The 24,527-nt window shown below is 47.0% G+C and carries 14 protein-coding genes; 6 read left to right on the forward strand and 8 right to left on the reverse strand.

The window, feature by feature from the left end:
- Positions 1 to 123: 123 nt before the first annotated feature.
- The 6 genes from BFP72_RS04975 to BFP72_RS05000 all read right to left on the reverse strand — a co-directional run bounded on the left by BFP72_RS04975 (position 124) and on the right by BFP72_RS05000 (position 10,175).
- The gene (locus BFP72_RS04975) at positions 124 to 999 is read right to left on the reverse strand and encodes a DUF808 domain-containing protein (protein ID WP_099598092.1); all 876 of its coding nucleotides are present in this window, start codon (positions 997 to 999) and stop codon (positions 124 to 126) included.
- A 507-nt stretch (positions 1,000 to 1,506) separates the two neighbouring features.
- Positions 1,507 to 2,841, reverse strand: a complete 1,335-nt coding sequence (locus tag BFP72_RS04980; RefSeq protein WP_099598093.1) for an MFS transporter — start codon at positions 2,839 to 2,841, stop codon at positions 1,507 to 1,509.
- 3 nt (positions 2,842 to 2,844) lie between these two features.
- Positions 2,845 to 4,203 carry an alpha-amylase family glycosyl hydrolase gene (locus BFP72_RS04985; protein ID WP_099598094.1) on the reverse strand — a complete coding sequence of 453 codons (1,359 nt, stop codon included), beginning with the start codon at positions 4,201 to 4,203 and terminating at the stop codon, positions 2,845 to 2,847.
- A gap of 258 nt (positions 4,204 to 4,461) precedes the next feature.
- Entirely contained in the window at positions 4,462 to 6,471 is a 2,010-nt protein-coding gene (locus BFP72_RS04990) for a glycoside hydrolase family 97 protein (protein WP_099598095.1), read from the reverse strand.
- Positions 6,472 to 6,516: 45 nt separating this feature from the next.
- Positions 6,517 to 8,931 (reverse strand): glycoside hydrolase family 31 protein, encoded by a 2,415-nt coding sequence (locus BFP72_RS04995; protein ID WP_099598096.1) that lies wholly within the window; start codon positions 8,929 to 8,931, stop codon positions 6,517 to 6,519.
- Positions 8,932 to 9,134: 203 nt separating this feature from the next.
- Positions 9,135 to 10,175 carry a LacI family DNA-binding transcriptional regulator gene (locus BFP72_RS05000; RefSeq protein ID WP_099598097.1) on the reverse strand — a complete coding sequence of 347 codons (1,041 nt, stop codon included), beginning with the start codon at positions 10,173 to 10,175 and terminating at the stop codon, positions 9,135 to 9,137.
- 504 nt (positions 10,176 to 10,679) lie between these two features.
- On the opposite strand from BFP72_RS05000, the gene BFP72_RS05005 reads away from it, so the two are divergent.
- From BFP72_RS05005 to BFP72_RS05025, 5 genes are all read left to right on the forward strand, one after another.
- Positions 10,680 to 13,691, forward strand: a complete 3,012-nt coding sequence (locus tag BFP72_RS05005) for a SusC/RagA family TonB-linked outer membrane protein (RefSeq protein ID WP_099598098.1) — start codon at positions 10,680 to 10,682, stop codon at positions 13,689 to 13,691.
- A 21-nt stretch (positions 13,692 to 13,712) separates the two neighbouring features.
- A complete protein-coding gene (locus BFP72_RS05010) occupies positions 13,713 to 15,329 on the forward strand; it encodes a RagB/SusD family nutrient uptake outer membrane protein (protein ID WP_099598099.1) in 1,617 nt (538 codons plus the stop codon).
- A gap of 75 nt (positions 15,330 to 15,404) precedes the next feature.
- On the forward strand, positions 15,405 to 16,481 hold the full coding sequence (locus tag BFP72_RS05015; RefSeq protein WP_099598100.1) for a SusE domain-containing protein: 1,077 nt from the start codon (positions 15,405 to 15,407) through the stop codon (positions 16,479 to 16,481).
- Positions 16,482 to 16,696: 215 nt separating this feature from the next.
- Positions 16,697 to 19,432: an alpha-amylase family glycosyl hydrolase gene (locus BFP72_RS05020; protein ID WP_221406477.1), complete on the forward strand. Its 2,736-nt coding sequence runs from the start codon at positions 16,697 to 16,699 to the stop codon at positions 19,430 to 19,432.
- An 11-nt stretch (positions 19,433 to 19,443) separates the two neighbouring features.
- Positions 19,444 to 21,060, forward strand: coding sequence for an alpha-amylase family glycosyl hydrolase (locus BFP72_RS05025; protein ID WP_099598102.1), 1,617 nt, complete (start codon positions 19,444 to 19,446; stop codon positions 21,058 to 21,060).
- A gap of 71 nt (positions 21,061 to 21,131) precedes the next feature.
- Here BFP72_RS05025 and BFP72_RS05030 read toward each other — a convergent pair whose 3' ends face one another.
- Together BFP72_RS05030 and BFP72_RS05035 are read right to left on the reverse strand one after the other, a co-directional pair.
- Positions 21,132 to 21,794, reverse strand: coding sequence for an alpha/beta hydrolase (locus BFP72_RS05030; protein WP_099598103.1), 663 nt, complete (start codon positions 21,792 to 21,794; stop codon positions 21,132 to 21,134).
- Between the two features lie 28 nt (positions 21,795 to 21,822).
- Entirely contained in the window at positions 21,823 to 23,616 is a 1,794-nt protein-coding gene (locus BFP72_RS05035) for an ATP-binding protein (protein WP_158233292.1), read from the reverse strand.
- 179 nt (positions 23,617 to 23,795) lie between these two features.
- Between BFP72_RS05035 and BFP72_RS05040 the strand changes: the two genes are divergently transcribed.
- Entirely contained in the window at positions 23,796 to 24,473 is a 678-nt protein-coding gene (locus tag BFP72_RS05040; RefSeq protein WP_099598105.1) for a SiaB family protein kinase, read from the forward strand.
- Positions 24,474 to 24,527 lie beyond the last annotated feature (54 nt).

Here is a 24,527-nt window from a genome sequence, read left to right on the forward strand (position 1 = left end):
AGGTATTGATGTCAAATCACATGCATCTGAATCTGACTTGCGAGAGATACATGAGACTACAGGGAGAACATGAGTCCTTTGGACCCCTAGCATAGATCTATAAGAAAAACAGGAAAACTGAAATTATCCCTTTTTAGTTTTTCTTAGTTTCTTGACTAATGATACGACAAGGAATACCACAAAGCCCAATGCTAAACCGGCTAGAACTTCTCGTACGATACCAGGGAACGAAGGGAGGAGATGATGCAAGAAGTCGATGTGGTGGACGAAGATGCCACCCGATACGGTGATCAGTGCGATTGTGCCGATTACCCCCATACTCTTGATGATCACAGGGAGCGCTTTCACGAGTATCCTCCCTAGTTTGTCAGAGAAACTGTCGTTTTGTTCGTTGAGAGCGATGAGTCGGTAGCCAAACTCATCCATGCGCACGATCAATGCCACGATACCGTACACACCTACCGTAGCGAGTAGAGCAATGATAGACACGATCAGGATCTGCGATACGATGGGGGAGTCTACCACCGATCCGAGTGCGATGATGACGATCTCCACAGATAGGATGAAATCTGTCAAGATAGCGGATTTGATTTTTTTCTTCTCCATAGCAAGAAGCTGCTCTGCGGTCAAGTCGTCGGTCAGTTCGGGGAGTTTGTCGTGTGCATGGGGGACGAAAAATTCATAGATTTTTTCTGCTGCTTCGAAAGCCAGGTACAGTCCGCCTAAGATCAATATGATTGTCACCGCCTTGGGCATAAAAGCACTGAGCAAAAAAGCGAAGGGCAGGATGATGATTTTATTGAGCAAGGATCCTTTGGCAATCGCCCATAGGACGGGCAGTTCTCTATCGGAGACAAAACCCGATGCTTTTTCGGCATTGACAGCCAAGTCATCCCCGAGTATACCTGCGGTTTTTTTGGCGGCTACTTTGCTCATCACGGCCATGTCGTCCATGAGCGTGGCGATATCATCTAATAGTGCAAATAATCCTGATGCCATGTGTTGGTTTGATTTAATTCAGGCTCAATTTTAACCATATTGGTGAAAATATCAAGGCGATCATTCTATGGATCAACTCATTTTTCTGAAAGAGTAAGTAAGGACTTGTGGGTGATTTCGCATGAAGACATGTATCGGGAAAACAAATCTCCTCTATACTACATCGTCTGATCCAAAGAATGTACAAGTGTGTGTGGAGAATGTATAAATCCATGTAGGGATGTTGCAAATCGCTGTAGAGAAAGTACAAATGGAAGGAGAGAAATTGATTTTGAATATGGATAAAGTACAAATCGGTATAGAGAAATTACAATTACATATAAATAAATTATAATTCTATATAGATAAAGTGCAAATAAGAGGTCGTCCTAGAAAGACTTGACAGGTTTTAGATAAATCCTGATAGGAGTATACAATGATACTAGGGATGGGGCGATGGAAAAAAAGCACCGCAGAACGATTGGGTCCTGCGGTGCGTGAAAGATTACTATATGTATGACTAAAAAACTATTTGTCTTTGACTCTCAGGCAGAGGATTGCTGCGATGAGAAAGGATGCACCAGAAGTCATCAAGGCATAGATCGGGTTGCCATCGTAGAAGTAGCGTACCATGGGGCCTCCGATGAGGGCATTGAGGATCTGTGGTGTCACGATGAATAGGTTGAAGATACCAATGTAGACGCCCATTTTTTGGGAAGGAATGGAGCCGATCAAGATAGCATAGGGCATGGCCAGTACGCTCGCCCATGCGATACCGATCCCCACCATGGAGAGGATGAGCCAGTTTTCGTCTGGAGCGATGTAGATCGAGAGGAACCCTAGTGCACCGATGATGAGGGAGATGGCATGTGTTTTGACGCGCCCGATTCGCTGGGCGATGGCAGGCAAGAAGAAGGCGTAGATCGCTGAGACGCCGTTGTACACGCCAAATAGGATACCGACCCAGTCTCCTGCATTTTGATAGCTGCTGGAGCTGCTATCGGAGAGTGGTAGGCCATAGATGTGGTGTGCGATGGCAGGGGTCGCAAATACCCATAGTCCGAAAAATGCAAACCATGAGAAGAACTGTACGGCGCCTAGTTGTCTCATGACGGTGGGCATTTGACGGATGTCGTCGAATATGTCGAGGAGGCTGCCTTGGTGGTCAGCTGCTGCGGGCTCTTCGCTGGTGTAGCGACGGAGCTCCTCTGGGGTGAATTCTTGGGTGGTCAGGATAGTGACCATGATGCTACCGACTAGGACGATCGCTCCGACCACAAAGGAGAGGATCAAACTAAGGGGGACTTCTCCTAATCCCGCCTCGTTGCTGATGCCGATCCAGTTGGTCATCATGTAGGGGAGTGCTGATCCGAATACTGCACCGATCCCGATGAGGACGGTCTGGACACTGAATCCCAGTGTTCTTTGGTCACTGGGCATCATGTCTGCGACGAGTGCTCTGAAAGGCTCCATGGCGATGTTGAACGAAGCGTCCATGATCATGAGCATGCCTGCCCCGACCCATAGGGCGGGTAGGATGGAAGTGAGTAATCCTGCGTTGGGCAAGAAAATCAATCCAAAGGCTGCCAACAAAGCACCGGTGAGGAAGTAAGGTTTTCTACGTCCGAGCTTGGTCCATGTGCGGTCACTGTAGTGCCCCACGATGGGCTGTACGATGAGTCCTGTCAAGGGTGCTACGATCCAAAACCAAGAGAGCTCGTGGGTGTCTGCACCGAAGGCTTGTAGGATACGGCTAGCGTTGGCATTTTGTAGAGCAAAACCAATTTGTATTCCTAAGAACCCAAAGCTGAGGTTCCATGCATCGAGGAGGCTGAGCCGTGGTTTGACTGTGGTTTGATTCATGGTTTATTGATTTTGGATGAATATCAGGTACTGCCAAGGGCTCAAGGTCAAGGTTTGCTTGTCGGACAACTGGTAGTTGTCTTGGGTGAAGTAGTCGATGTAGTCTCCATAGACACTGCTGTCGGTGAGTTGTAGTGCTGCAGGCTGATCGGTCATGTTGATGATGCCAATGACTTGGTTGTCGTCTTTTGTGCGTTTGAAGGCGTATATTGCTTCTCCTTCGTTGATACGGAAGGGCTGACCTCCGTAGGCTCCGTTCCAGAGTGCGGGGTTGTCGCGCTTGAGGGAGACGAGGGACTGGTAGAAGGGACTCAGGTTGAGTGGATCGCTCCAGTCGATGCTGTCCTTTTCGAAGAACTCGAGGCGTTTGTTTAGTCCTACTTCTTGGCCGTTGTAGATCATCGGGAAGCCATAGGCGGTGAAAATGAAGGTCGCAAAGGCCTGGTGCCCCTGTCCGTAGCGCTCAAACACTGTGCCTGCCCATGAGTTTTCGTCGTGGTTGGTGGTGATCGTCATGCGAAAGGGTCTACGTCCGTAGAGCGCCATGTCCTTGTCGATGAATGCCGCGATATCGTTGGCATTCTTTTCGCCCTGGGCGACATGTTCTGTGAGGTGCAGTAGTTCCCACGAGTAGGACGCATGGAATGTCGTGTGTAGCCTCGGTTCGTCCCATTCGGCGAGCCAAAAGAGGTCTTTCATCGGGTCTAGTGCGTCTGTAGCCTCTTCCCAAAAATACATCGGTATCTCATGGGCCGCATGGTCACACCTGAATCCATCTATATCAGTCTCTGCGATCCAGTATTTCATTTCGTTGATCATCGCCTGGCGAGTGTCAGTGACGGTGTGGTCGAGTAGGGCGATGTCTGTCCAGTCTGCTTCGTGTGCGATATTGCCTACGCTGTCCTTGGCGTAGTATTCGGGATGCGATGTGATCCACGGGTGGTCCCATCCCGTGTGGTTGGGCACCCAGTCGAGGATGACGACCATGTCTAGTGCATGTGCGGCTTGGACGAGCGCCTTGAAATCATCGATGCTTCCAAACTCTGGGTTGACAGCCGTATAGTCGGCGATAGAATAGTAGCTGCCGAGGGTGCCTTTGCGGTTGACGAGGCTGATGGGCTGCACGGGCATGATCCATAGCATCTGTACGCCGAGTTGCTGCAGACGAGGGAGGTGAGTCGCAAATGCCTCGAGTGTACCCTCTGGAGTGGCTTGGCGTATGTTGACCTCATAGACGGTCATGTTGGCAGCCCTTTCGGGAAAAGTGATGGTGTCAGGGGTGGTAGGAGTCGTGCTTTCTTTGGGTTGGCAAGCCATCAGTAGCACGAATAGGGCGAGTAGGTAATTTATCTTTGTCTTCATACGTATAGAGTCCGAATGATCACATTCGGGAATTGGTAGAAACAGAATCATGCTTTCGCAATGCACTATTCCTTGTGAAACAAATGAGTGAAGCTTCGAAATCGATTTTCACCATAATTTAAGCAGATAATTGGCAGCTAGTCCTAGATCAAGGACATATCTGCGGTAGTTTGTCAAGTCTTTGGTTCGTATCAAGCAGGAAGCCCACAGCCCTAAGTCGTGATGACTGAGCGCTGTGGGTTTTTGAATCCTGCGGTTTTATTTTTTAGGCACGAGGCTGATGGCTGCTCCACCACCGGGTGCCAGTGTGAGGGTAAGGTTAGAAGCAGAAGTCACCTCTAGCTCTTTGATTTCGTACGCAGAGGGGTTGGTGCGGTAGTGTGTGTCTGCAGCATCCCCGTAGATAGTTGCGATGTAGGTCGTGTTAGGATCGAGGAAGTCAAAGGAGAGGTCTAGGTCTCTGCCTTCTTCGTTGGTGATCGATCCGACAAACCATCTGTCGCCATTTCTCTCTTGTCTCGCTACGGTCACGTATGCACCGATTTTCCCGTTGAGGACTTTAGTTGTTTCCCAGTCTGTCACGACATCTTTGATGTATTGGAATGCCGGGTGTCCTTCGTAGTTTTTGGGTAGATCATTGGCCATTTGCATGGGCGCATAAATCACCGTGTAGAGTGCGAGCTCCTTGCCGATGGTACTTTGCACTTGCTCAGAAGTAGTGGCCACCTCTAGGTCAAACACACCTGGAGTATAGTCCATGGGTCCGGCGAGTAGTCTGGTGAACGGCAGTACCGTCACGTGGCTCGTAGGGTTGCCGCCCATGGCGTTGTATTCTTGTCCTCTGGCCCCTTCACGAGAGACCATGTTGGGATAGGTTCTTCTTTTGCCCGTCGCTTTGATGGGTTCATGCGCTACGATCATGGTTTTGTATTTGACCCCCATGTCGATGACTCGCTGAAAGTGATTGACGAAGTATTGTCCATGGTGGTACAGGCCTGTTTTGGGTAGCGTGTCGCCCATTTCAACATAACCTGTTTTGACGGCCTTCATTCCGTACTTGTTGAGGAAGGCATAGGCATCGTCGAGTTGTTCGTCGTAGTTTTCGATGTCCGCACCCGTTTCGTGGTGGCCGATGATGTAGACTCCACGGTCTGCAGCATATTTGCTGAGTTCGTCTATGTCATAGTCGGGGTAGGGTTTGGTGAATTCGAATTTGGTGCCACCACCCATCCAATCACCATCCCAGCCGTAGTTCCACCCCTCGACGAGTACGCCTTTGAAGCCATTTGCAGCAGCGAAATCAATGTACTGTTTTACATTCTCTGTGTTGGCGGCATGTTTGGGACCTTGGTGCCATGTGCCTACATTGATGAACATCTCCCACCATACGCCGACGTATTTGCCGGGCTCGACCCAAGAAACATCTCCGAGTTTGTTGGGCTCGTTGAGATTGAGGATCATGTAGTTGGTCATCAAATCACCTGGTTGTTCACCGATTTGGATGGTTCTCCATGGAGTGGAGAAGGGCGCTTTCAAATACGCTTTGATTGGATTGGTTTTGCTGTATGGTACCAAGTCACATTTGAGTGAGTTATTTCCTTCGTTTTTGAGGACCATGCTGGGGTAGTCATACAGTGCTGCCTCGTGGAGGTGGAGGTAGAGATCGTCGGTGGTCTCTACAGTGAATGGCGTATGGACCAAATTGGTCTCACTGATGGGAGAGTTGGTGTAGATGTATTCGTATCGGTTGCCCGCGTAGGCAGGGATCCACCATGCGCTGTGATCGTCTGACATGTTGAATTCTGTCAGCTCGTCCATTATCGTAAATTCCGTCAAACCGTCCTGTTTTGGAAATTCGTAGCGAAGTGCCACACCTTGATCAAAGGCACGAAAGATCACATTGAGTTGTAGCCCCTCAGGATTCTGAAGATTGACCGTCAATTGGTTGTAATTGTTGCGGATGAGGCGTTGTTCACCCCACGGTTGTTCCCAAGTTTCGTCAAAGGTGGTTTCGCTTGTAGAGACGACAGTCAAATTTTGGTTGATGGCTTTGCCGTCCCCGAGGATGAAGCCGAGCGCTGAACTGTCCACGACCACTTTGTTTTTGTATTGGGCGGTATAGGCTGGTTTTCCTTCTGGTGTCAGATAGAAAGAGATGACCGTGCTTTGGTCTGGAGAACTGATCTCTGTGGACGAATTCTCTTCTTTGGTTTGGCAGGAGAATAATCCGAGCCCTGCGAATAAGACGATGATTGCGATTCTTTTCATTGCTATAATTTAATTCAAAATGTCAATTGTATACAGTCGACCTGGTCACCATGAGAGTTTGATTTCTTGGTGGCTAAGGGCGATGGTAGTGTATGCCAAATCCTTGATGTGAAAATCGTGGATGTTGTTGAAATCCAAGGGATCAAAATTGGTTAGCTTCTCCAAAAAACGGTACTGTTCGTGTTTGATGGGTAAGGATTGTAGTTCTTGTGGTTCGAACCCATGAAAGTAGATCCGTGCTTGAGTGAATACCGAAGGAAAATCCCCTTGTGCAGCTGCGAATGTCAAGGTTTGGGCTGTAGGGTCGTAGCGAATGTCACGCTGGTGTACGTGTCCCTGCTCGTACGCATAGGTGGTGCCGTCATCTTCGTAGTAGTGGAAGGTGTTGATAGCTGAGCCATGGTAGAGGTGTAGTTCGAGTGTGTCATTGGGTGTGTCTTTGGTTGTTTTGACCAAAGATTGAATGGGGAGGATGCCTGAGGCTTTCGCAAATACCGGGAGCTTTTCCATGGGGCATTCGACGATGGTTTCTTTGGCTCCTTCGTAGACTGTATCCGTGAATAAGTCATACCATTTGCCCTCTGGGAGGTAGATTTTTTCCAATTCTTTTTGACTCGATACAGGAGCTACGAGTATAGCATCTCCAAATAGGAACTCATTTTCATAGGCCGTTTCGTAGACTTTGTCGTCGTGGGTGTAGTTGATGGCTAGGGATCGGTTGATTGGGATGCCACTGACGGATGCTTCGTAAAACATCGAGTACAGATAGGGCATCAAACGATAGCGTAGGTTGATGTAGTTTCGTGAGATTTCTTCGGTGTGCTCACCGTATGCCCAAGGTTCGCTATCACGTGTGTTGACATTGGAGTGTCCTCTGAAAAAGGGTGTGAAAGCCCCCATGGAGATCCATCGCGCAAAGAGTTCTTCGGTGGCATTGCCCACGAAACCTCCCGTGTCGAATCCTGCAAACGGAATACCGGAGAGTCCCATACTGTTGAGCATGCGCATGCCGAGTAGCATGTGTTCGTCTGAGGCGACATTGTCTCCCGTCCAGACGGCGGCATAGCGTTGTATTCCAGCAAACCCCGCCCTTGTCAAGTTGAAGGGGCGCTTGCCATTCAAGTTTTCTTTGGCTCCTTCGAAGGTGCTTTTGGCCATGAGCATGCCGTATACGTTGCGGGCGTTGCGTGTGCTGGCTGTGTCACCATCGAAATCAAACTCCATCAATTCGGGGAGGGTTTGTCCCCAAGTTGCGATTTCGTTCATGTCGTTCCAGTAGCCAGCTATACCGAGTGCGGTGTAGGTTTTGAGTTGGTTTTGCCACCAGTCTCTGGTCTCGGGCTTGGTGAAGTCAGGAAAGTGGCACCAGCCGGGCCATACTTGTCCTTCGTAGTTGGTCCCGTCGGGATATTTGATGAATACGTCCTGCTCTAGCCCGTCTTCGAATGCTTCGTATCCTTTTTCGGTCTTGATGCCTGGATCGCACATCACGACTACTTCGAACCCCAGACTTTTGAGTTTGAGGATCATGCTTTCGGGGTCTGGGAATCTCTCGTTGTCCCATGTGAATATTTTGTACTGATCCATGTAGTGGATGTCCAACACGATGACATCTGCTGGGATTTCTTTGTCTCGGAAGTTTTGGGCGGTATTGAGTACTTCTTTGTCTGGGTAGTAGCTGTACCTACACTGCTGGTATCCGAGTGACCATTTGGGAGGGAGGCTCATTTTTCCTGTCAGGGTGCTATAGGCAGAGACAATCTGTGCCACGCTCTCGTCGTGCATGAAAAAATAGTCCATGTCACCGGCATCCGCCGAAAAGCTCGAGAAGCGGTTGTTGGAAGCGCCGAAATTGAAGTGCGTCTTGTAGGAGTTGTTGAGGAAAATGCCGTAAGCCAATCCGCTATGTACGCCGATGTAGAACGGAACCGAACAGTATATCGGGTCAGCTTCTGTACCGTACCCGAAGTGGTCGGTGTTCCAGTTTTGAAAGCCCCAGCCCCGTTTGTTGAGTGGCCCAGTTTTTTCTCCGAGTCCAATGAATTTTTCTTCGGGCTGTAGTTTTTTGTATGTGGTGACTTGTTCGCCCTGCCAGGAGGTACCAAAGGCGTGATCGTCTTCGTTGATGATCTCACCGTGGGCATTGAGGAAGCGAAAGCGTAGCGCAGACTTGTCGATTTCTAACGTGATTCGTTCGGTAGCCAAGACGATTTTGTCTTCTTGGTCTTCGATTTGGGTAGGTGTCGTTTGTGGCAGAGCCACGACACTGTATTTCAATTCGTTGAACTCGTCGTGACGAGTGACACGGACACGGATAGTCGTGGCACTGTAGACGGTGATTTCTACGAGTTCTTGATCGGTTTTACCTATCAGTCCAAATTCTGTAAACGTATATTCATTCAACTGGCCCAGTGCTGTACTTCTAGACGAAGACAGCTTCTCGCTATTGTTTGTTATCATGGGTAGATAAGGTTAACAAAAGCAGACGTGTGGCAATCCTAACGAAGGGTGATAATCTTTAAAAGCGAAGTAAAGCTAGAGAATAACTACTCTGACGACAAGGGGTAGGTTGTGCTAGACTGGGAATAATCGTCTGTCAGGCTGTGTAATCGCAGGTTTTTGGGGCTTGCAAGTCGTTGCAAACGGTTGCGGTGATTTTTGGGTTATTTCGAAGGTTTTTTTATCTGTGTGGATTCTCTGATGATCAAATCCGTTTTGAGTACTTGGTGTACGGGAGGGAGTTCATCTTCTTTGGATTCCAGTTCGGTGATGAGTCGGCGTGCGGCGGCCTTACCCATTTCGATGCCTGGCTGTGCCACGGTGGTGAGTTGTGGGTCGGTCAAGGAAGCAAACTGCCAGTTGCTAAATCCAATGATAGCGACTTCTTCGGGGATTTTGATGTGGTTGTCTTTGAGTGCTTTCATGGCGCCATAGGCTGCCACGTCATTGTTGGCAAAGATCGCATCGGGTCGGTTTTGTAGCTGGATGAGTGCAGTAGTGCATCGGTAGCCTTCGTCAAAATCGCCTTTGCCGCAGTACTGGATATAGTCGTCTTCGAAGTAGAGGTTGTGTGCTTTGAGACCATCTTTGTAGCCTTTGAGGCGCTCTTGACTGATGGTGAGGTTTTGTGGTCCAGCCAGATGAGCGATTTTTTTGCGGTGCTCGACGACCAAGTGATCCACGGCCATTTTGGCACTGTCGTAATCGTTGATCGTGACAGTACTGCACTGTATGTCTACCGGAGGGACCCGATCAAAAAACACCATAGGGATGTTCTTTTTTTTGATTTCGTCGAAGTGGTCAAAGTTGGTGGTCTCTTTGGAATAGGAGATCAAAAAGCCATCTACACGGTGAGCAAGGAGGGCCTTGGTGTCGAGGACTTCCTTTTCGTAGGTCTCGTTGGATTGGCAGATCATGACGGTGTAGCCTTTGTTGTAGGCGACCTCTTCGATACCAGATATGACTGTGGAGAAGAAGAAGTGTACGATTTCTGGAATGATGATGCCAATGGTATTGGTCTTCTGGCTTCTGAGGCTCATCGCGATCGTGTTGGGCTCGTAGTTGAGTTCGCGTGCCAGATCGTTGACCAGTCGTTTGGTCTCAGGGCTGATGTCGGGATGATCCTTGAGTGCTCTGGAGACGGTAGAAGGGGAGATACCGAGTGCTTTGGCGATATCCTTTATGGTGACTGGTGTTTGTTTCATGGTGTTATTCTAGCACAATATTATTCTAGAAACGGTGAAATGCAATTTTCCGTCGTGTTGATTCCAAAGAATTTTGAAATGGAAGTGTGTCAGGACGAAAATCGCTGGGTTGAGTGAATAGTACAATTGTGCTGGAGTATGAGTATACATGTTGGTTCGTGGGTGAGAAAATCAGGTTTTGATAAATTTTCAATGAGTTGGTGAAAAAAAGTTTTTACCGCAAACGTTTGCGGTGACGGTTGCGGCGAAAAAAGTGTCCTCAAGCCCTTGAAAAACCATTGTTGTTTTGATTTATCTCACTATAATTGGGTGTTGGCGAAAGTCAAGAAGTGTGATGAAAGACTAAGACTCCACTCTTGATAGGTGAGTTCTCACCTGTAAATCGTTGCAAAATTTTTAATAATAAGGAAAGTAGATACCTGTGGTGTTCTGAGGAAGGATAGATATTCTTTGAAAGCAAACTTAGTATAGTACAATTATTGAAAAACTTAATTATTGAAAATTATGAAAAACTATTACCTGTTTAATTTCAGGATACTGTTTGCCATAGCTGCTATGATCGTATTGTCGATCGGGGAGATTTATGCGCAGAGCAGTGTTGTCACAGGAGTGATTGAAGATGCTGAATTAGGTGATCCCATCCCGGGAGTAAACATCATGATTCAGGGCACTCAAACTGGTACGGTTTCGGATTTTGAAGGTAGATACTCTATTACCATTCCTTCGTCTGATGCGGTGCTTATCTATTCATTTGTGGGGTATCAGGCTCAAGAGGTGACGGTTGGAGGGCGATCGTCTATCAATGTAAGCATGGAGTATGATGTCGCTTCACTCAATGAAATCGTCGTAATTGGCTATGGTGAGATCGAAAAGGATGACGCTACTGGGTCAGTCATAGTACTGGATAGCAAGGGCTTCAACGCCGGAGCGATCACTACACCACAAGAGCTCATCATGGGTAAAATCCCTGGAGTAGTCGTGACTACTGGAGGTGGAGCAGCTGGTACTGGATCTACAATCCGAATCAGAGGAGGCTCTTCGCTGCGTGCGAGCAACGACCCGTTGATCGTCGTAGACGGCATGCCTCTCGAGAGCGCAGGCATCTCGGGCATGGCCAATCCACTCTCGACTATCAACCCAAACGATATTGAATCCTTCACAGTATTGAAAGATGCGTCAGCGACGGCTATCTATGGGTCGAGAGCATCCAATGGTGTCATCATCATCACTACGAAGCAAGGGGGGAGTGATAAACTCAAGTTCAGTTACAACGGCAATGTGTCAGTCGGTGTGCCAGTCAAGACGCTTGACGTATATAGCGGTGATGAGTACCGCGCACTGATGCAAGACCGCGTAGACAATCATGGATTGACTGCTGTCGCACTCGATCGTCTAGGGACAGAGAATACCGATTGGCAAGAGGAGATTTATAGAAATGCGATTTCTACGGATCACAACCTCAGTATATCTGGTGGAGCCAGTGTGCTGCCCTATCGTGTGTCTGTAGGTTATACCAATCAAAACGGTATCCTCAAGGAGAACAACATGGAGAGAACTAGTTTGAACGTCATGTTGACACCTTCTCTACTCAATGACAACTTGAAGTTGTCCTTGACAGCTAAGGGGTCTTTGGTGGAAAACGATTTCTCTAATCCAGATGCGATCGGATCGGCCGTTCAGTTTGATCCTACACAACCGATCAAAAATGGAAACTCTCGTTATGGTGGTTACACGGCTTGGACGACTGATGCCAATGACATCAACAGTTTGCCGATTACGATTGCGACGAGCAATCCGGTTGCACAGTTGGAATACCGAGACAATACTTCTACAGGTCAGCGATTGATCCTAGGAGGTAAGGCAGAATATAGATTGCCTTTCGTGAGTGGCCTCAAAGCCACGGTCAATGTAGGGTATGATTATTTTGGTTCGGTAGGATACGATGCGATGGACACATTGGCCTCATGGTCATATAGAGAGCCGAGCAACCAAGTGAAAAAATACGAGCAGACGAAAGAAAACAGTTTGTTGGATTTTTACCTCAACTACAACAAGGGCTTGGAAGGAATCGATAGCAAAATCGACTTGACCGCAGGCTACTCGTATCAGCACTTCTACAACGAGGGCTTTAGCAGCAACAGACCAGCAGCCATGACGAATGGAAGCTACGAAGGCGCTAGCAAAAATGAGTACAAGAACGAGTATTATTTGATTTCTTTCTTCGGTAGATTGAACTACACCTTCAAAGAGAGGTACTTGTTGACCGCTACGGTGAGACAAGATGGATCCTCTAGATTTGGAGAGGACAGCAGATGGGGATTGTTTCCATCGTTGGCATTTGCATGGCAGATCAACGAAGAGAGCTTCTTGAGAGATGTAGATGTATTGGAGACGTTGAAGTTGAGAGTAGGTTGGGGACAAACAGGTCAGCAGGACATTGGTGACAACTACTACCCCTATATCCCTACGTATACAGGGAGTCAGACGGGAGCGTACTATCAGTTTGGCAACAGTTTTTATCCTACACAGCGACCCAATGCCTATGATGCCAACATCCAATGGGAAACTACTACGACTCAAAACATCGGATTGGATTTTGCATTCTTGAGTGGTCGTATCGGTGGTTCTGTAGATGTGTATCATCGTGAGACAGCTGATCTGCTCAACGAAGTGCCGATTGCTGCGGGAACCAACTTCAACAACTTCTTGACGACCAACGTCGGTACTTTGGTCAACAAAGGGGTCGAAGTGGCATTGACAGGAGGAATCATCTCTACCCCAGATTTGACTTGGGAACTCTCGGCCAACTTGACTTACAACGTCAACGAAATCACCAAATTGACTTTGGTAGAAGATCCGAGCTACCCAGGGTTTCAGACAGGAGGGATCAGTGGAGGAGAAAACAACCAGATTCAGATCAACTCGGTCGGTCATGCAGTCAATACCTTCTACATGTTTGAGCAGATCTATGATCAAAATGGCATGCCTATCGAAGGCTTGTATGTAGACAAAACAGGCAACGGAGGTACTGTCTCTGGGGATAACTTGAATAAGTATTACATGGAGAACCCTGCGCCGACTTATTTGATCGGGATTTCTTCTCGGATGAATTACAAGGCGTTTGACTTCTCTTTTTCCGGAAGAATCAATCTAGACAACTACGTGTACAACAACAATGCGTCAAATCTAGGGATCTACCAAAATCTCTACAATCAAGCAGGGTACTCTGCCAATATTTTGACGGATGTCGAAAAGACGCAGTTTATGACGGCTCAGTACTGGTCCAGTATCTACTTGGAGAACGCGTCGTTCTTCCGTATGGACAACATCACTTTGGGCTATACTTTCGATCGTTTGATGACAGACAAGGTGTCGGGTAGAGTTTCATTTACCGTACAAAATGCCTTTGTCATCACAGACTACACGGGATTGGATCCTGAGGTATCAAGTGGGATAGACAACAACATCTATCCAAGACCGAGAACGTACATGGTAGGTCTAAATCTGAATTTCTAAGAATCTATAAAGACATAAGAGATGAAAGAATCTAAAAGAATATATATCGTAGTGCTCCTAGCGAGTATTCTACTGGGAGGATGTGTCGGAGATTTGGACGTGAGCCCGATCGATCCAGATATCAATACGCCCAACAATGTGTTTGATAGTGAAGAGGCTTACAAAGAGGCTTTGGCCAAATTGTACGCAAGTTATGCCCTCAGTGGTCAGCTGGGCAACGGTGGTGGAGACCCAGATATCTCTGGGATCGACGAAGGGTTCGGTAATTACATTCGTCAGTACTGGGGATTGCAGCAGTTGTCTACGGACGAAGCGATCATGGCATGGGACGATGCGACGATCAAAAACTTCCACTGGCAGACATGGGCACCCAATGACGGATTCATTGCGGCGATGTACTCACGTATATTTTATACCGTGACTATCTGCAACGAGTTTATTCGCAATGCTGACGCAGCGATGGGCAGTGCCTCGGGTACTTTTTTGGCTGATCTAGAGGCGTACAAAGAAGAGGCGAGATACCTCAGAGCACTCTCGTATTGGCATGCGATCGACATGTTTGGCAATGTACCTTTCGTGACAGAAGCTGATCTTCCAGGAGCATTTTTTCCTGAGCGTATCGTACGGGCTGATTTGTTTGACTACTTGGAGACCGAATTGCTCGACATGGAGTCTAAAATCACTTCGGTGAGAAACAATGAATATGCACGTGCCGATCAGGGAGCAGTATGGATGTTGCTTGCCAAGTTGTACCTGAATGCTGAGGTGTACACTGGGACTGACAGATACAGCGACGCTTTGACCTATGTCAACCAGATCATCGGTGGAGGCTACAGCCTAGAACCCGTGTACGAGAACTTGTTTCGTGCCGACAATCACTTGAGCAACGAGATTATTTTTCCGATTGCTTTTGATGGACAAAATACACAGCAGTACGGTGGGATGACCTTCTTGTTGCATGCTTCGGTAGGTGGTGACATGCCGCTCAACGGAATCGATGGTGGATGGGGTGGTATTCGTGCGATCCAAGACATGGTAGAGAAATTCAACGTGTCTGAGTCGGATTTCTCGTCTGCTGACCCACAGTTTACTGCGATTCAAGACAAGAGGGGCATGTTCTATTTTGATCCTGAAAGCTGGGAATGGGACATCACCAATGTCGGGACATTCACCCAAGGGATCGGTGTGACGAAGTTCAAGAATATACGTGCAGACGGAGGAGAAGCTCCCAATGCTCATCCTACTTTTGTGAGCACAGATTTGCCGATGTTTAGGTTAGGAGATGCCTACTTGATGTATGCTGAGATCGTAGTGCGCGGGGGTGGTGGAGATATGGCTACTGCGGTAGGCTATGTCAATAACCTCAGAACCAGAGCGGGTGTGGGATCAATCACTTCTGCGGACCTGGACTTGGATTTTTTGCTAGACGAGAGATCACGTGAGTTGTATTGGGAAGGACACAGACGTACGGATTTGATCCGTTTTGGACAGTTCTCGGATGGTTCGTACACTTGGGAATGGAAAGGAAACACGCAAGCAGGAGTGCCGACGGACTCGTACAGAGACCTCTATCCTATTCCTTCCAATGACCTCAATGCCAATCCAAACTTGAAGCAGAACGATGGGTATGCGAAATAAGAATGACTCGGAGTGCCTAGCGATGGGCACTTCTTGATCCTTTCTTTTAATCAACAAAGACTAAATAACAAGACAATGAAAAATATACTATATATCGCTTTGACACTGTGCGTAGGCCTTGGGCTGATGAGCAGTTGTGCAGAGGAAGATTCGAAATATACGGTAGATCTCTCGGGCGAAAACTCGACAGCTCCTACAGTAAGTAATCCTGCCAGTGGTACGGCTGATCTCAGTGAGGATGCTGCGGCGGAAGTGTTTGAGGTGTTTGAATGGGTGGCCGCAGATTATGGCGCGCCTGTGGCGGTTACTTATGTACTCAAAATGGATGTTAACCAAGACTTCAGTACCGCGACGGATTTGGTGACTACTGAGGAGTTGTTGGCCAGTCCTACTGTGAAGCAGGTCAATGATGGTGCGATTGCACTCGGAGCAGCGACAGGGGAGCAATTGGACCTTTATTTCATGGTAGTTTCTCAAATCAATGGCGTAGAGGAGTCTGTCCTGTCTGGTACAGAGATGGTGAGAACAGTGACTCCATACGAGGTGGTGATAGACTACCCGACGATCTATGTACCAGGTGCATACCAGGGATGGTCTCCAGGTGCGGAGAATGGTAGATTGTACTCGTATGACTTCAACAAGCAGTATGCGGGAGTCATCCGGGTGATTGATGCTGCGAATCCCACGGGAGATGTGAGCTTCAAGGTGACACCAGAGCCCGCTTGGGACTTGGCTTGGGGTGGAGTGTTGACCGCTGCAGGAACAGGATATACAGGGGATCTAGACCCTTCAGGAGGAGATTTCTCAGTGGCACCGGGTGTCTATGCTTTTTCGGTAGATACAGATGCGATGACCATCGAGATGACTAAGACAGACGACTGGGGGCTCATCGGTAGCGCTACACCAGGTGGATGGGACAATGACACGGACTTGCTTTACAATGGCCAACTCAGAGTATGGGAGATCACTGTAGACTTGATCGAGGGAGAATTCAAAATCAGAGCCAACGATGAGTGGGTGTCCGACTATGGAGATGACAATGGAGACGGTACTCTCGAAGCGGGTGGAGCCAACATTGCCGTGTCCGAAGCAGGTAACTACACCTTGCAGTTCGACTTGACAGGGTTGACTTACACGATGACCAAAAACTAATACAACATGCACAGAGACTACCTCGGACACTTTCTGAGGTAGTCTTTTCTTTTCACTACTCGCCATAGCCGGTTGTGGTTGATAGATCACTTAGGGACGAGCCAGGCTGGGTTCGTTGCTCAAGACTTGTTGGATTGATCATGGCGATAGGATACTATTTTTCATTTTATAACTAAAGATATATGACGATTCGGCTCATAATTCTCCTGATGTGCATGACCACTTGGTGTCATGGGCAGTTTACTACCAACCCTGCGATACCTATTGCCGACCAACCGATGACATTGACCGTCGATGTGACAGGGACCCCACTGGCGGACTATACTGATGATATATGGCTATGGGCTTGGGTGGAGAATGCCACCGCAGATGCTGATGCGCCGACCAATGTCAATCCTGCTACAGATGATCAGAGTGACGCACTAATGACCAGATCTGACTCAGATGCCAACGAGTACACCATTACGCTGACGCCTACCACTTTCTTTGGCAAAGAAGCCAGCGAGATAGAAGAAATGGGCTTTTTGCTCAAAGGCCGTGACTGGGCCAATGGACAAACATCAGATTACGCGATCGAGATCGTGTCCAATCAGTTTGTCGTCAAAATAACCACGCCCAATACGAGTACACTGCTAGTGGATGCAGGAGAGACGATATCTGTGGCAGCTTCTGCCAGTACCGCTGCTACACTTACGCTAAAAGTAGATGGAGTAACTGAAACGACTGTATCCAGTGCTACCGAGTTGACTTATGATTTGACTGCTCTAGCTAGTGGTACTCATAGCGTGACCGTCATGGCTGACAATGGAACAGACCAATCTGCAGATGAATTTGCCTACACGGTTCGTGGTGTGACTGTCGAGCAAGAAAGACCTACAGGAATAGTCGACGGGATCAATTATCATACTGCTACCGATAAAGTAACCTTGTCGGTATGGGCGCCCCTCAAAAGTTCAGTTTACGTGGTGGGAGAGTTTACGGACTGGCAGGTAGATGCAGCCTTTCTGATGAAGAAAGACGGAGAGCATTTTTGGCTCGAAGTGGATGGTCTCACGGCTGGCAAAGCCTATGGCTTTCAGTATTTGGTAGATGAAACGATTTGGATAGCCGATCCTTATGCAGACATGATTTTGGATCCAGATGATGTTTGGATCACTGATGATTCCTACCCCGACTTGATGGGGTATCCAGCGGGTGCGATGCATGACAACTGGTACGAAAATCGAGTAGCCGTCTTGGAGACGGGGCAAAGTGATTATGCATGGAGCAATACCTCATTTGAAAGACCTGAACAGGAAAATTTGATTGTATATGAACTGTTGGTACGGGATTTTCTCGGGGAGACCAATATGAACTATCAAGCGCTCATCGATACACTGGATTACATCCAAAACTTAGGTGTCAATGCCATCGAGTTGATGCCTGTCATGGAGTTCAATGGCAATGATAGCTGGGGTTACAATCCTACATTTATGTTTGCAGTAGACAAAGCCTACGGGACCAAGGACGACCTCAAAGAATTCATTGACGAGGCGCATGGCAGAGGTATAGCGGTGATTCTTGATATGGTGATGAACCAAAACGACATCCCTTCTCCTTACGCACAGATGTATTTTGATTTTGATGCCTTTGCGCCGACAGAGGAGAACCCTTGGTTCAATCGAGTGCCAAAGCACCCTTACAACGTATTTGCTGATATCAATCATGAGAGTAGTTACACGCAGACTTGGTTGGATTCGATCAATCACTACTGGATCAACGAATTTCATTTTGATGGCTATCGCTTTGATTTGTCCAAGGGATTCACGCAAGTGGACTCTGGAGACGATGTAGCCAAGTGGGGACAGCAAGATGACAGCCGTATCGCGATTCTAAAGCGTATGGCAGACCATATTTGGTCTTATGATCCAGAGGCTTACGTGATTCTAGAGCATTTTGCTGACAACAGTGAGGAGACCATCCTAGCAGACTATGGGATGATGCTTTGGGGCAACAGTCACTATGATTTCAAAGAAGCCAATGTCGGCTATGCTGAGGGCAAATCTGTGGAGTGGGCCTACGCAGGGACACGAGGTTGGCAAGACAACCACGTCGTATCCTATATGGAGAGCCACGACGAAGAACGCCAGATGTACGACATGTTGACCTACGGCAACAGCGACGGGACTTACAGTATTCGAGATTTGCGGATTGCCACCGAGCGATTGAAAATGTCAGCGGCCTACTTCTTCAATATACCAGGGCCAAAGATGCTCTGGCAGTGGGGCGAGTACGGGTACGATATCTCTTTGGAGGAGAATGGGCGTACGGGGCGCAAACCGGCGCATTGGGAATATCTCGACAACCCCTACCGTGCATCGCTGTATCAGACCTACCAAGAGATGATTGCTCTCAAGGACAGGTATCATGTTTTTAGAGACGGTACTTTTACATGGCAGCCAGATGGAGAGGTCAAGACGATACATCTCACCAATACCGATAGCAGTGTGGTGATTGTGACCAACTATGCCTTGAAATCTAAGTCTGTAGCTCCTGAATTTCCACATACAGGTATCTGGTATGACTTTTTTAGTGGGGATGAGCTCCAGATCGATAATCTGGACGTTGAGTTGATTCTCGATGCAGGTGAGTACCACATCTATACCGATCATAAGTTGCACACACCAGATATAGACGTGATCTTGGGAGTGGAGGATATAGCAACTGAGAGTCACGTCCTGATTTATCCCAACCCTGCAAGCGATCGTGTACAGGTGGACCTGTCATCTTTTGACTGGGCCAACCAAAAGGTGACTTGGTCTATGGTGGACGTATTGGGGCGTGAAGCACTGAGTGGAACAAATCAGTCCGATCAGCTGTCATTTACAGTCTCACCGTTGCGCAAGGGGATGTATATGCTGCGCATGTCCAATGGTAAGCAGCTCATCCAACAAAAAGTATTAGTTAAATAAAACGAAAAGCAATGAACTGTCTATTCAAACTAAATATTAGCCTTTTGGCCTTATTCTTTCTATTTTCTTGTCAGGAAAAAAAAGAAGTCAAGACAGAAGAAGCCATGACCAAAGGAGAATCCTATGACAATGCCGTCTTTTATGAAATCTTCGTGCAGTCCTTTGCTGATTCCAACGGAGACGGAATAGGAGATATACCTGGTATGACAGCCAAGTTGGATTACTTGGTTGATCTAGGAGTCAATGCAATATGGCTTATGCCTATGTCTCCTTCGCCAAGCTATCACAAATACGACGTGACCGATTACGTAGGGATTCATCCTGATTATGGGACCATGGAGGATTTCAAAACCTTCATTGAGGAGGCGCATGCGAGAGACATCCGTGTGGTGATGGATTTTGTGATCAATCACAGTTCGGCAGAGCATCCGTGGTTTTTGGATTCTAAAACAGGCAAGGGAGCCCAGTACCGTGACTACTATGTCTGGGCTGACAAGGATTCCATTGCTGAACAAATCGCAAAGAAGGAGACTTCCTTTGACTCGGACAATATCCGCCAGTGGCACCCCGTCACCGAAGAGGACACGGTCTCGGAGCACTACTATGGATTCTTCTATGGAGGGATGCCAGACTTCAATTATGACAATCCTGCTGTGCGGGAGGAGTTTTATCAAGCGGGTCGTTTTTGGCTGGATGAGATCGGAGTGGATGGCTTTCGTCTGGATGCAGCGAAGCACATCTATCCAGATGATCGAGCGACGGACAGTCATGCTTTTTGGAAGGAGTTTAAGTTTGAAATGGAAAAGGCCAACCCGGATGTATATCTGATCGGGGAGGTTTGGTCTGATGCCAAAAACGCGTCACCTTATGCGGCGGGATTCACTTCACTTTTTAATTTTGATAGAGCCTTTAGTATTCTAGAGTCGATCAATACAGGTGAACAAAGAGCAGCTCAGATCGCTGGGCACGGGTATGAGATGAATGGAGAGGCACACATGGCGGACGTGATCAACGAGTCCTTGCCGTGGTTCAAAAAGTACAACCAAGACTTTTTAGAAGCGAGTTTTTTGAGTAATCATGACCAGAACCGTGTCGGGTCAGTCTTGGGAGGGGATGAGAGCAAAATCAAGCTGTCAGCAGCGATTCTGATGACTTTGCCAGGTACTCCTTATATCTACTATGGGGAGGAGATCGGTATGTTAGGGATGAAACCTGATGAGAACATTAGAGAGCCTATGCTGTGGGACGTACAGGCCAAGGATAAGTATCGTACCACTTGGATGACACCAAGGTACACGACCGACTCGACTGTCGTACCAGTAGCAGTTCAGCAGCAGAATCCGAGTTCGGTCTACTCGGTGTACAAGGAGTTGATTGCACTGAAAGAAACAGATTTGTTTTCACGAGGGGACATTGCCAAAATTGATGTGGACAATAAGGCCATTTTGGCTTTCGAACGAAAGTATATGGAGGAAAAAGCACTGGTCTTTCATAATCTCTCGGATCGGTCGGTCACGATAGGTGTAGATTCAGCAGGGTATACCGAGTCGTTCTACAACGGAACTGTAGAACTCAGCAACGAAGAAATTTTCTTAGGATCTAGAGCGAGCCTTGTGCTTACCCGTTAGAAATAGAATTGAGTAATAGTCTAAGTTTTGAGGCCGCTTGTAGTAAGTGGCCTTTTTTTATGGGTTGAGCATTAGGTAGCATTCAGAGTGGTTTGGATGAAATCAGAGATCTCTTTTCCTCGTTTATAAACCATCAAGTGATCGCCCGAATGAATCAATTTGTGCGGAGGACTTTCTGATTGGAGAGGGAAGGTCAAATCTTTGTCTCCATGAATCTGAACAATGGGTGTGGATTCGTTTTCTACACCTTTCCAGTTGGCAATCTCATGGAAGGACCACTGAATGTAAGAGGTGGATATTTTGGCAATCGAATTTTTGAAAATGGATTTTAAGGAAGAAGACGAGTACCCTTGCGAGGCACTCCAAAGTGGGAAGCTATAAAGAAGATTGTTTTTCGTTATCAATTTATAAAGTTTCAATTTTGAAATGATACGCATATACATCGGGATTTCTTTTGGCTTTTTGACGCTTGAAATCAGGATGATCAACTTTATGTTGTGCAAACAGGAGATCTCTTGAGCTAGTATCCCTCCAAATGAATGCCCAATTAGTATGATATCTGAATCCTCTTTGTGTAGAATACTCGATAGCCTTTTGGCATAGGCTTGGATCGATTCCTCTTGTAAGGGTTCTATCCAGTGGATGAATAGGAGGGGGCGGCAGCCTAAATTGAGGTTGTCAAATATTTGAGCATCTAGCCCTAATCCTGGTATACAGTATATTTTAGTATTCATAGAGCGGCAGGTTGGAGGCGAATATCATTTACACCAAACTCAACTTGACGATGAATGTGGTGCCCTGTCCCGGCTGAGATTGACACTCAAGCTCTCCGCCGAGTAGACCGATGTATTTGTTGACGATGGAGAGGCCTAGACCCGTTGATCGTTCACCAGCCGTTGCTTTGGCTGTGAGTACTTGGAACTTCTTGAACATGTTGCGTTGATCTTCGTCAGACATGCCTGGACCTTGGTCAGAGATATTGACTATGGCGATGTGGTTTTGGCCGGTTAATGTGACGAAGACTTTTTTGCCATGTGGCGAAAATTTGATCCCGTTTGATATCAGGTTTTCAAACACATGAAAGAGGTATTGTTCGTCACCGAGTACGTGTACCTGGGGTTGGATTTCGGTGATCAGCTCGATCTCTTTGGCAGAAGCCTGTGTGAGGTAGTTTTCGACCACTCGATTGAGAATGGTACTGAGTTCAATTTTTTCGAATTGTTCGGAGGTCTTGGACTCGATCTTTTCGATATCAAGGATACGAGTCACCATCTTGTTGAGTCGACTGGATTCGGTAGCGATGTGAGTGATCATCCGGGACTGCTCTTCGTTGAGAGTGTCGGCATCCATTTTGAGTATGTTTGCAAGCGCAGTGATGTTGTTGATAGGTGCCCTCAGGTCGTGTGAGAGGATGTGGATGAAATTATTCTTTTCTTCATCGTGACTGACGAGCTCTTCGTTTCTACGTGACAATAGTACGTTTTGCTGTTCGATCATCTGGCGGTGCTTTGTTAGGATTTCATTGGCTTTGGATTTGACACGGTTGCTGTTGTAGAGGAAGTATGCGATGGTTAGGATGAGGATGATGGAGATGAGCAAGATGTTTTGGATGTGATCTTGGTTTTGCGCTTCTTTTTCACGCTGATAGAGCTCTTCGTTGATGAGGCTTTTTTCTTTTTGCAGCAAAATAATTTCTTCGTTTCCTCCTTCTGCGATGTGACTGATGAGTTGGTTGACATCATAGCCCAAGTATTTCTGTATCCCTTTTGTTTTGAGTAGTTCAAACTCTTGGCTAGTGAGGTATTCATTGAACGGGATGTACCAGTCACTGCTTTTGTTGAATATGAGGCAATAGCCGAATCCCTTTTTGGAGAGGAGATTCTGGCGTTTGATGGGACGGTTTTTGTTGAGAGCTAAAATGTAGTTGGGCAAGTCTACATATCCGAATTGCATGGGGTTAGCTGCGATACTTTTGATGATGTCGTTGCTTGATCGAATATAGTTTGTTTCGAAATTCACACGATAGAGTTGCTTGAGTTTCTGGAGATAGAGGTCGTAGGTCGTGCCTTTGACTGTGACAGCAGTGTACTGATCAAAAGTCTGGGAGAACTCCCGCAAAGATTCTATGGTCGGAGCGTCTTGATGAGTGATGAGTACTTGAATGTCTGGGAAGAAGGGTTTGGAGAAGGTGACTTCTACTTCCCGCTCTGGGATTTTGGATATAATGTCCAATCCTACGACATTGGACGCTGCACTATCCCGTACATACTCGTAGATGTCCCTGAAGGCCTGTCTACGTGTCCAATTGAGTTGAAGATCATACCCGTAGGTATTGAGAAGGTAATACTTGAAGCCCATGAGCATCTCGTACTCTAGGCCTTTGAGTGTGCCATTGTCCGAGATCGTGATGAAAGATTCCGTATTGCGATAAAATACGTGGAGCTCACCCTTTCCTTTCTCTTGAAATTGTCCCCAAGACAAGTTTGATCCAAGAGACGAAAATGATATAAAAAACAGGGCGATAATGACCCAAATGATAGTTGTACTTTTTATCACGGCCTAAAGATAGAAATTAAGTAAAAACCTATACTAGTATTGCAAAGAATATTGGCTTAGAAATTTTTATGTCACTTTTGTCTTTCTTTGGATTGGTTTTTTAATCTTTTTGATAATTTAGAGATTATCTTCATATTTTTGTACTTTTAAAGGAAAGTGGGTCTTTCTATACGTCTGGGATGAATCAATTATCAAAGGATATGCTGGGGGCATTTGACGAGTGGAAGGAAGAACAACGGAAAACAATAGAAATGATTGATCAGACAAAAACAGGTACCAAGTCCAGTGAAGAGGTCAAGAGTGTGAGTAGTTTTGATTTGTATAATAAGATATACAATGAAAACGTACTGTTGATGTACAAAGGGGCGATCACTTTTGATTTGGTTACGTCGGTCATTGAGACATTGGATCGAAAAGTCGCCCAGGTAGAATCAGACAAGAAGGTACAAAAGGCGTTTTACAGCGCGGCAGTAGAAGTGGTGCACAATCTTTATCATCACATGGATGAGATCAAAGGGCAGTTCGAGGATATATCTGACTATGATGCCAAGTCTGGTTTGATCACTGTACTAGCCAAGGAGAAGTACTACAACATCTTGACAGGCAATTTCATCCCAACCAAAAATACCTACGATCTCAAGTCAAAAATCGATGAGGTCAACACTACAGACAAAGATGGTCTGAGAGCTTTGTATAAAGAGACATTGAGCAATGGGCAGTTTTCGGACAAAGGGACAGCTGGTCTAGGTTTGATCCAATTGGCTCGTAAGACTGGCGAAAAGCTCAACTATAAGTTTGACAAAGTGAACAGCGAGTATTCGTATTTCACGTTTCAGGTCAAAATCAATCGCGTCTAAATTCCTATTTGCATACTATTTGGTGTCGTAGGTGACTCTTCTCTACGAAACAGA

The organism is Reichenbachiella sp. 5M10, from assembly GCF_002742335.1.
GTDB lineage: Bacteria > Bacteroidota > Bacteroidia > Cytophagales > Cyclobacteriaceae > Reichenbachiella.

Coding starts and splice junctions, on each gene's coding strand:
- BFP72_RS05005 (WP_099598098.1), top strand. CDS start 10,680: ATGAAAAACTATTACCTGTTTAATTTCAGGATACTGTTTGCCATAGCT.
- BFP72_RS05015 (WP_099598100.1), top strand. CDS start 15,405: ATGAAAAATATACTATATATCGCTTTGACACTGTGCGTAGGCCTTGGG.
- BFP72_RS05030 (WP_099598103.1), bottom strand. CDS start 21,794: ATGAATACTAAAATATACTGTATACCAGGATTAGGGCTAGATGCTCAA.
- BFP72_RS04985 (WP_099598094.1), bottom strand. CDS start 4,203: ATGAAGACAAAGATAAATTACCTACTCGCCCTATTCGTGCTACTGATG.
- BFP72_RS04975 (WP_099598092.1), bottom strand. CDS start 999: ATGGCATCAGGATTATTTGCACTATTAGATGATATCGCCACGCTCATG.
- BFP72_RS04995 (WP_099598096.1), bottom strand. CDS start 8,931: ATGATAACAAACAATAGCGAGAAGCTGTCTTCGTCTAGAAGTACAGCA.
- BFP72_RS05000 (WP_099598097.1), bottom strand. CDS start 10,175: ATGAAACAAACACCAGTCACCATAAAGGATATCGCCAAAGCACTCGGT.
- BFP72_RS05010 (WP_099598099.1), top strand. CDS start 13,713: ATGAAAGAATCTAAAAGAATATATATCGTAGTGCTCCTAGCGAGTATT.
- BFP72_RS04980 (WP_099598093.1), bottom strand. CDS start 2,841: ATGAATCAAACCACAGTCAAACCACGGCTCAGCCTCCTCGATGCATGG.
- BFP72_RS05025 (WP_099598102.1), top strand. CDS start 19,444: ATGAACTGTCTATTCAAACTAAATATTAGCCTTTTGGCCTTATTCTTT.
- BFP72_RS04990 (WP_099598095.1), bottom strand. CDS start 6,471: ATGAAAAGAATCGCAATCATCGTCTTATTCGCAGGGCTCGGATTATTC.
- BFP72_RS05040 (WP_099598105.1), top strand. CDS start 23,796: ATGAATCAATTATCAAAGGATATGCTGGGGGCATTTGACGAGTGGAAG.
- BFP72_RS05020 (WP_221406477.1), top strand. CDS start 16,697: ATGACCACTTGGTGTCATGGGCAGTTTACTACCAACCCTGCGATACCT.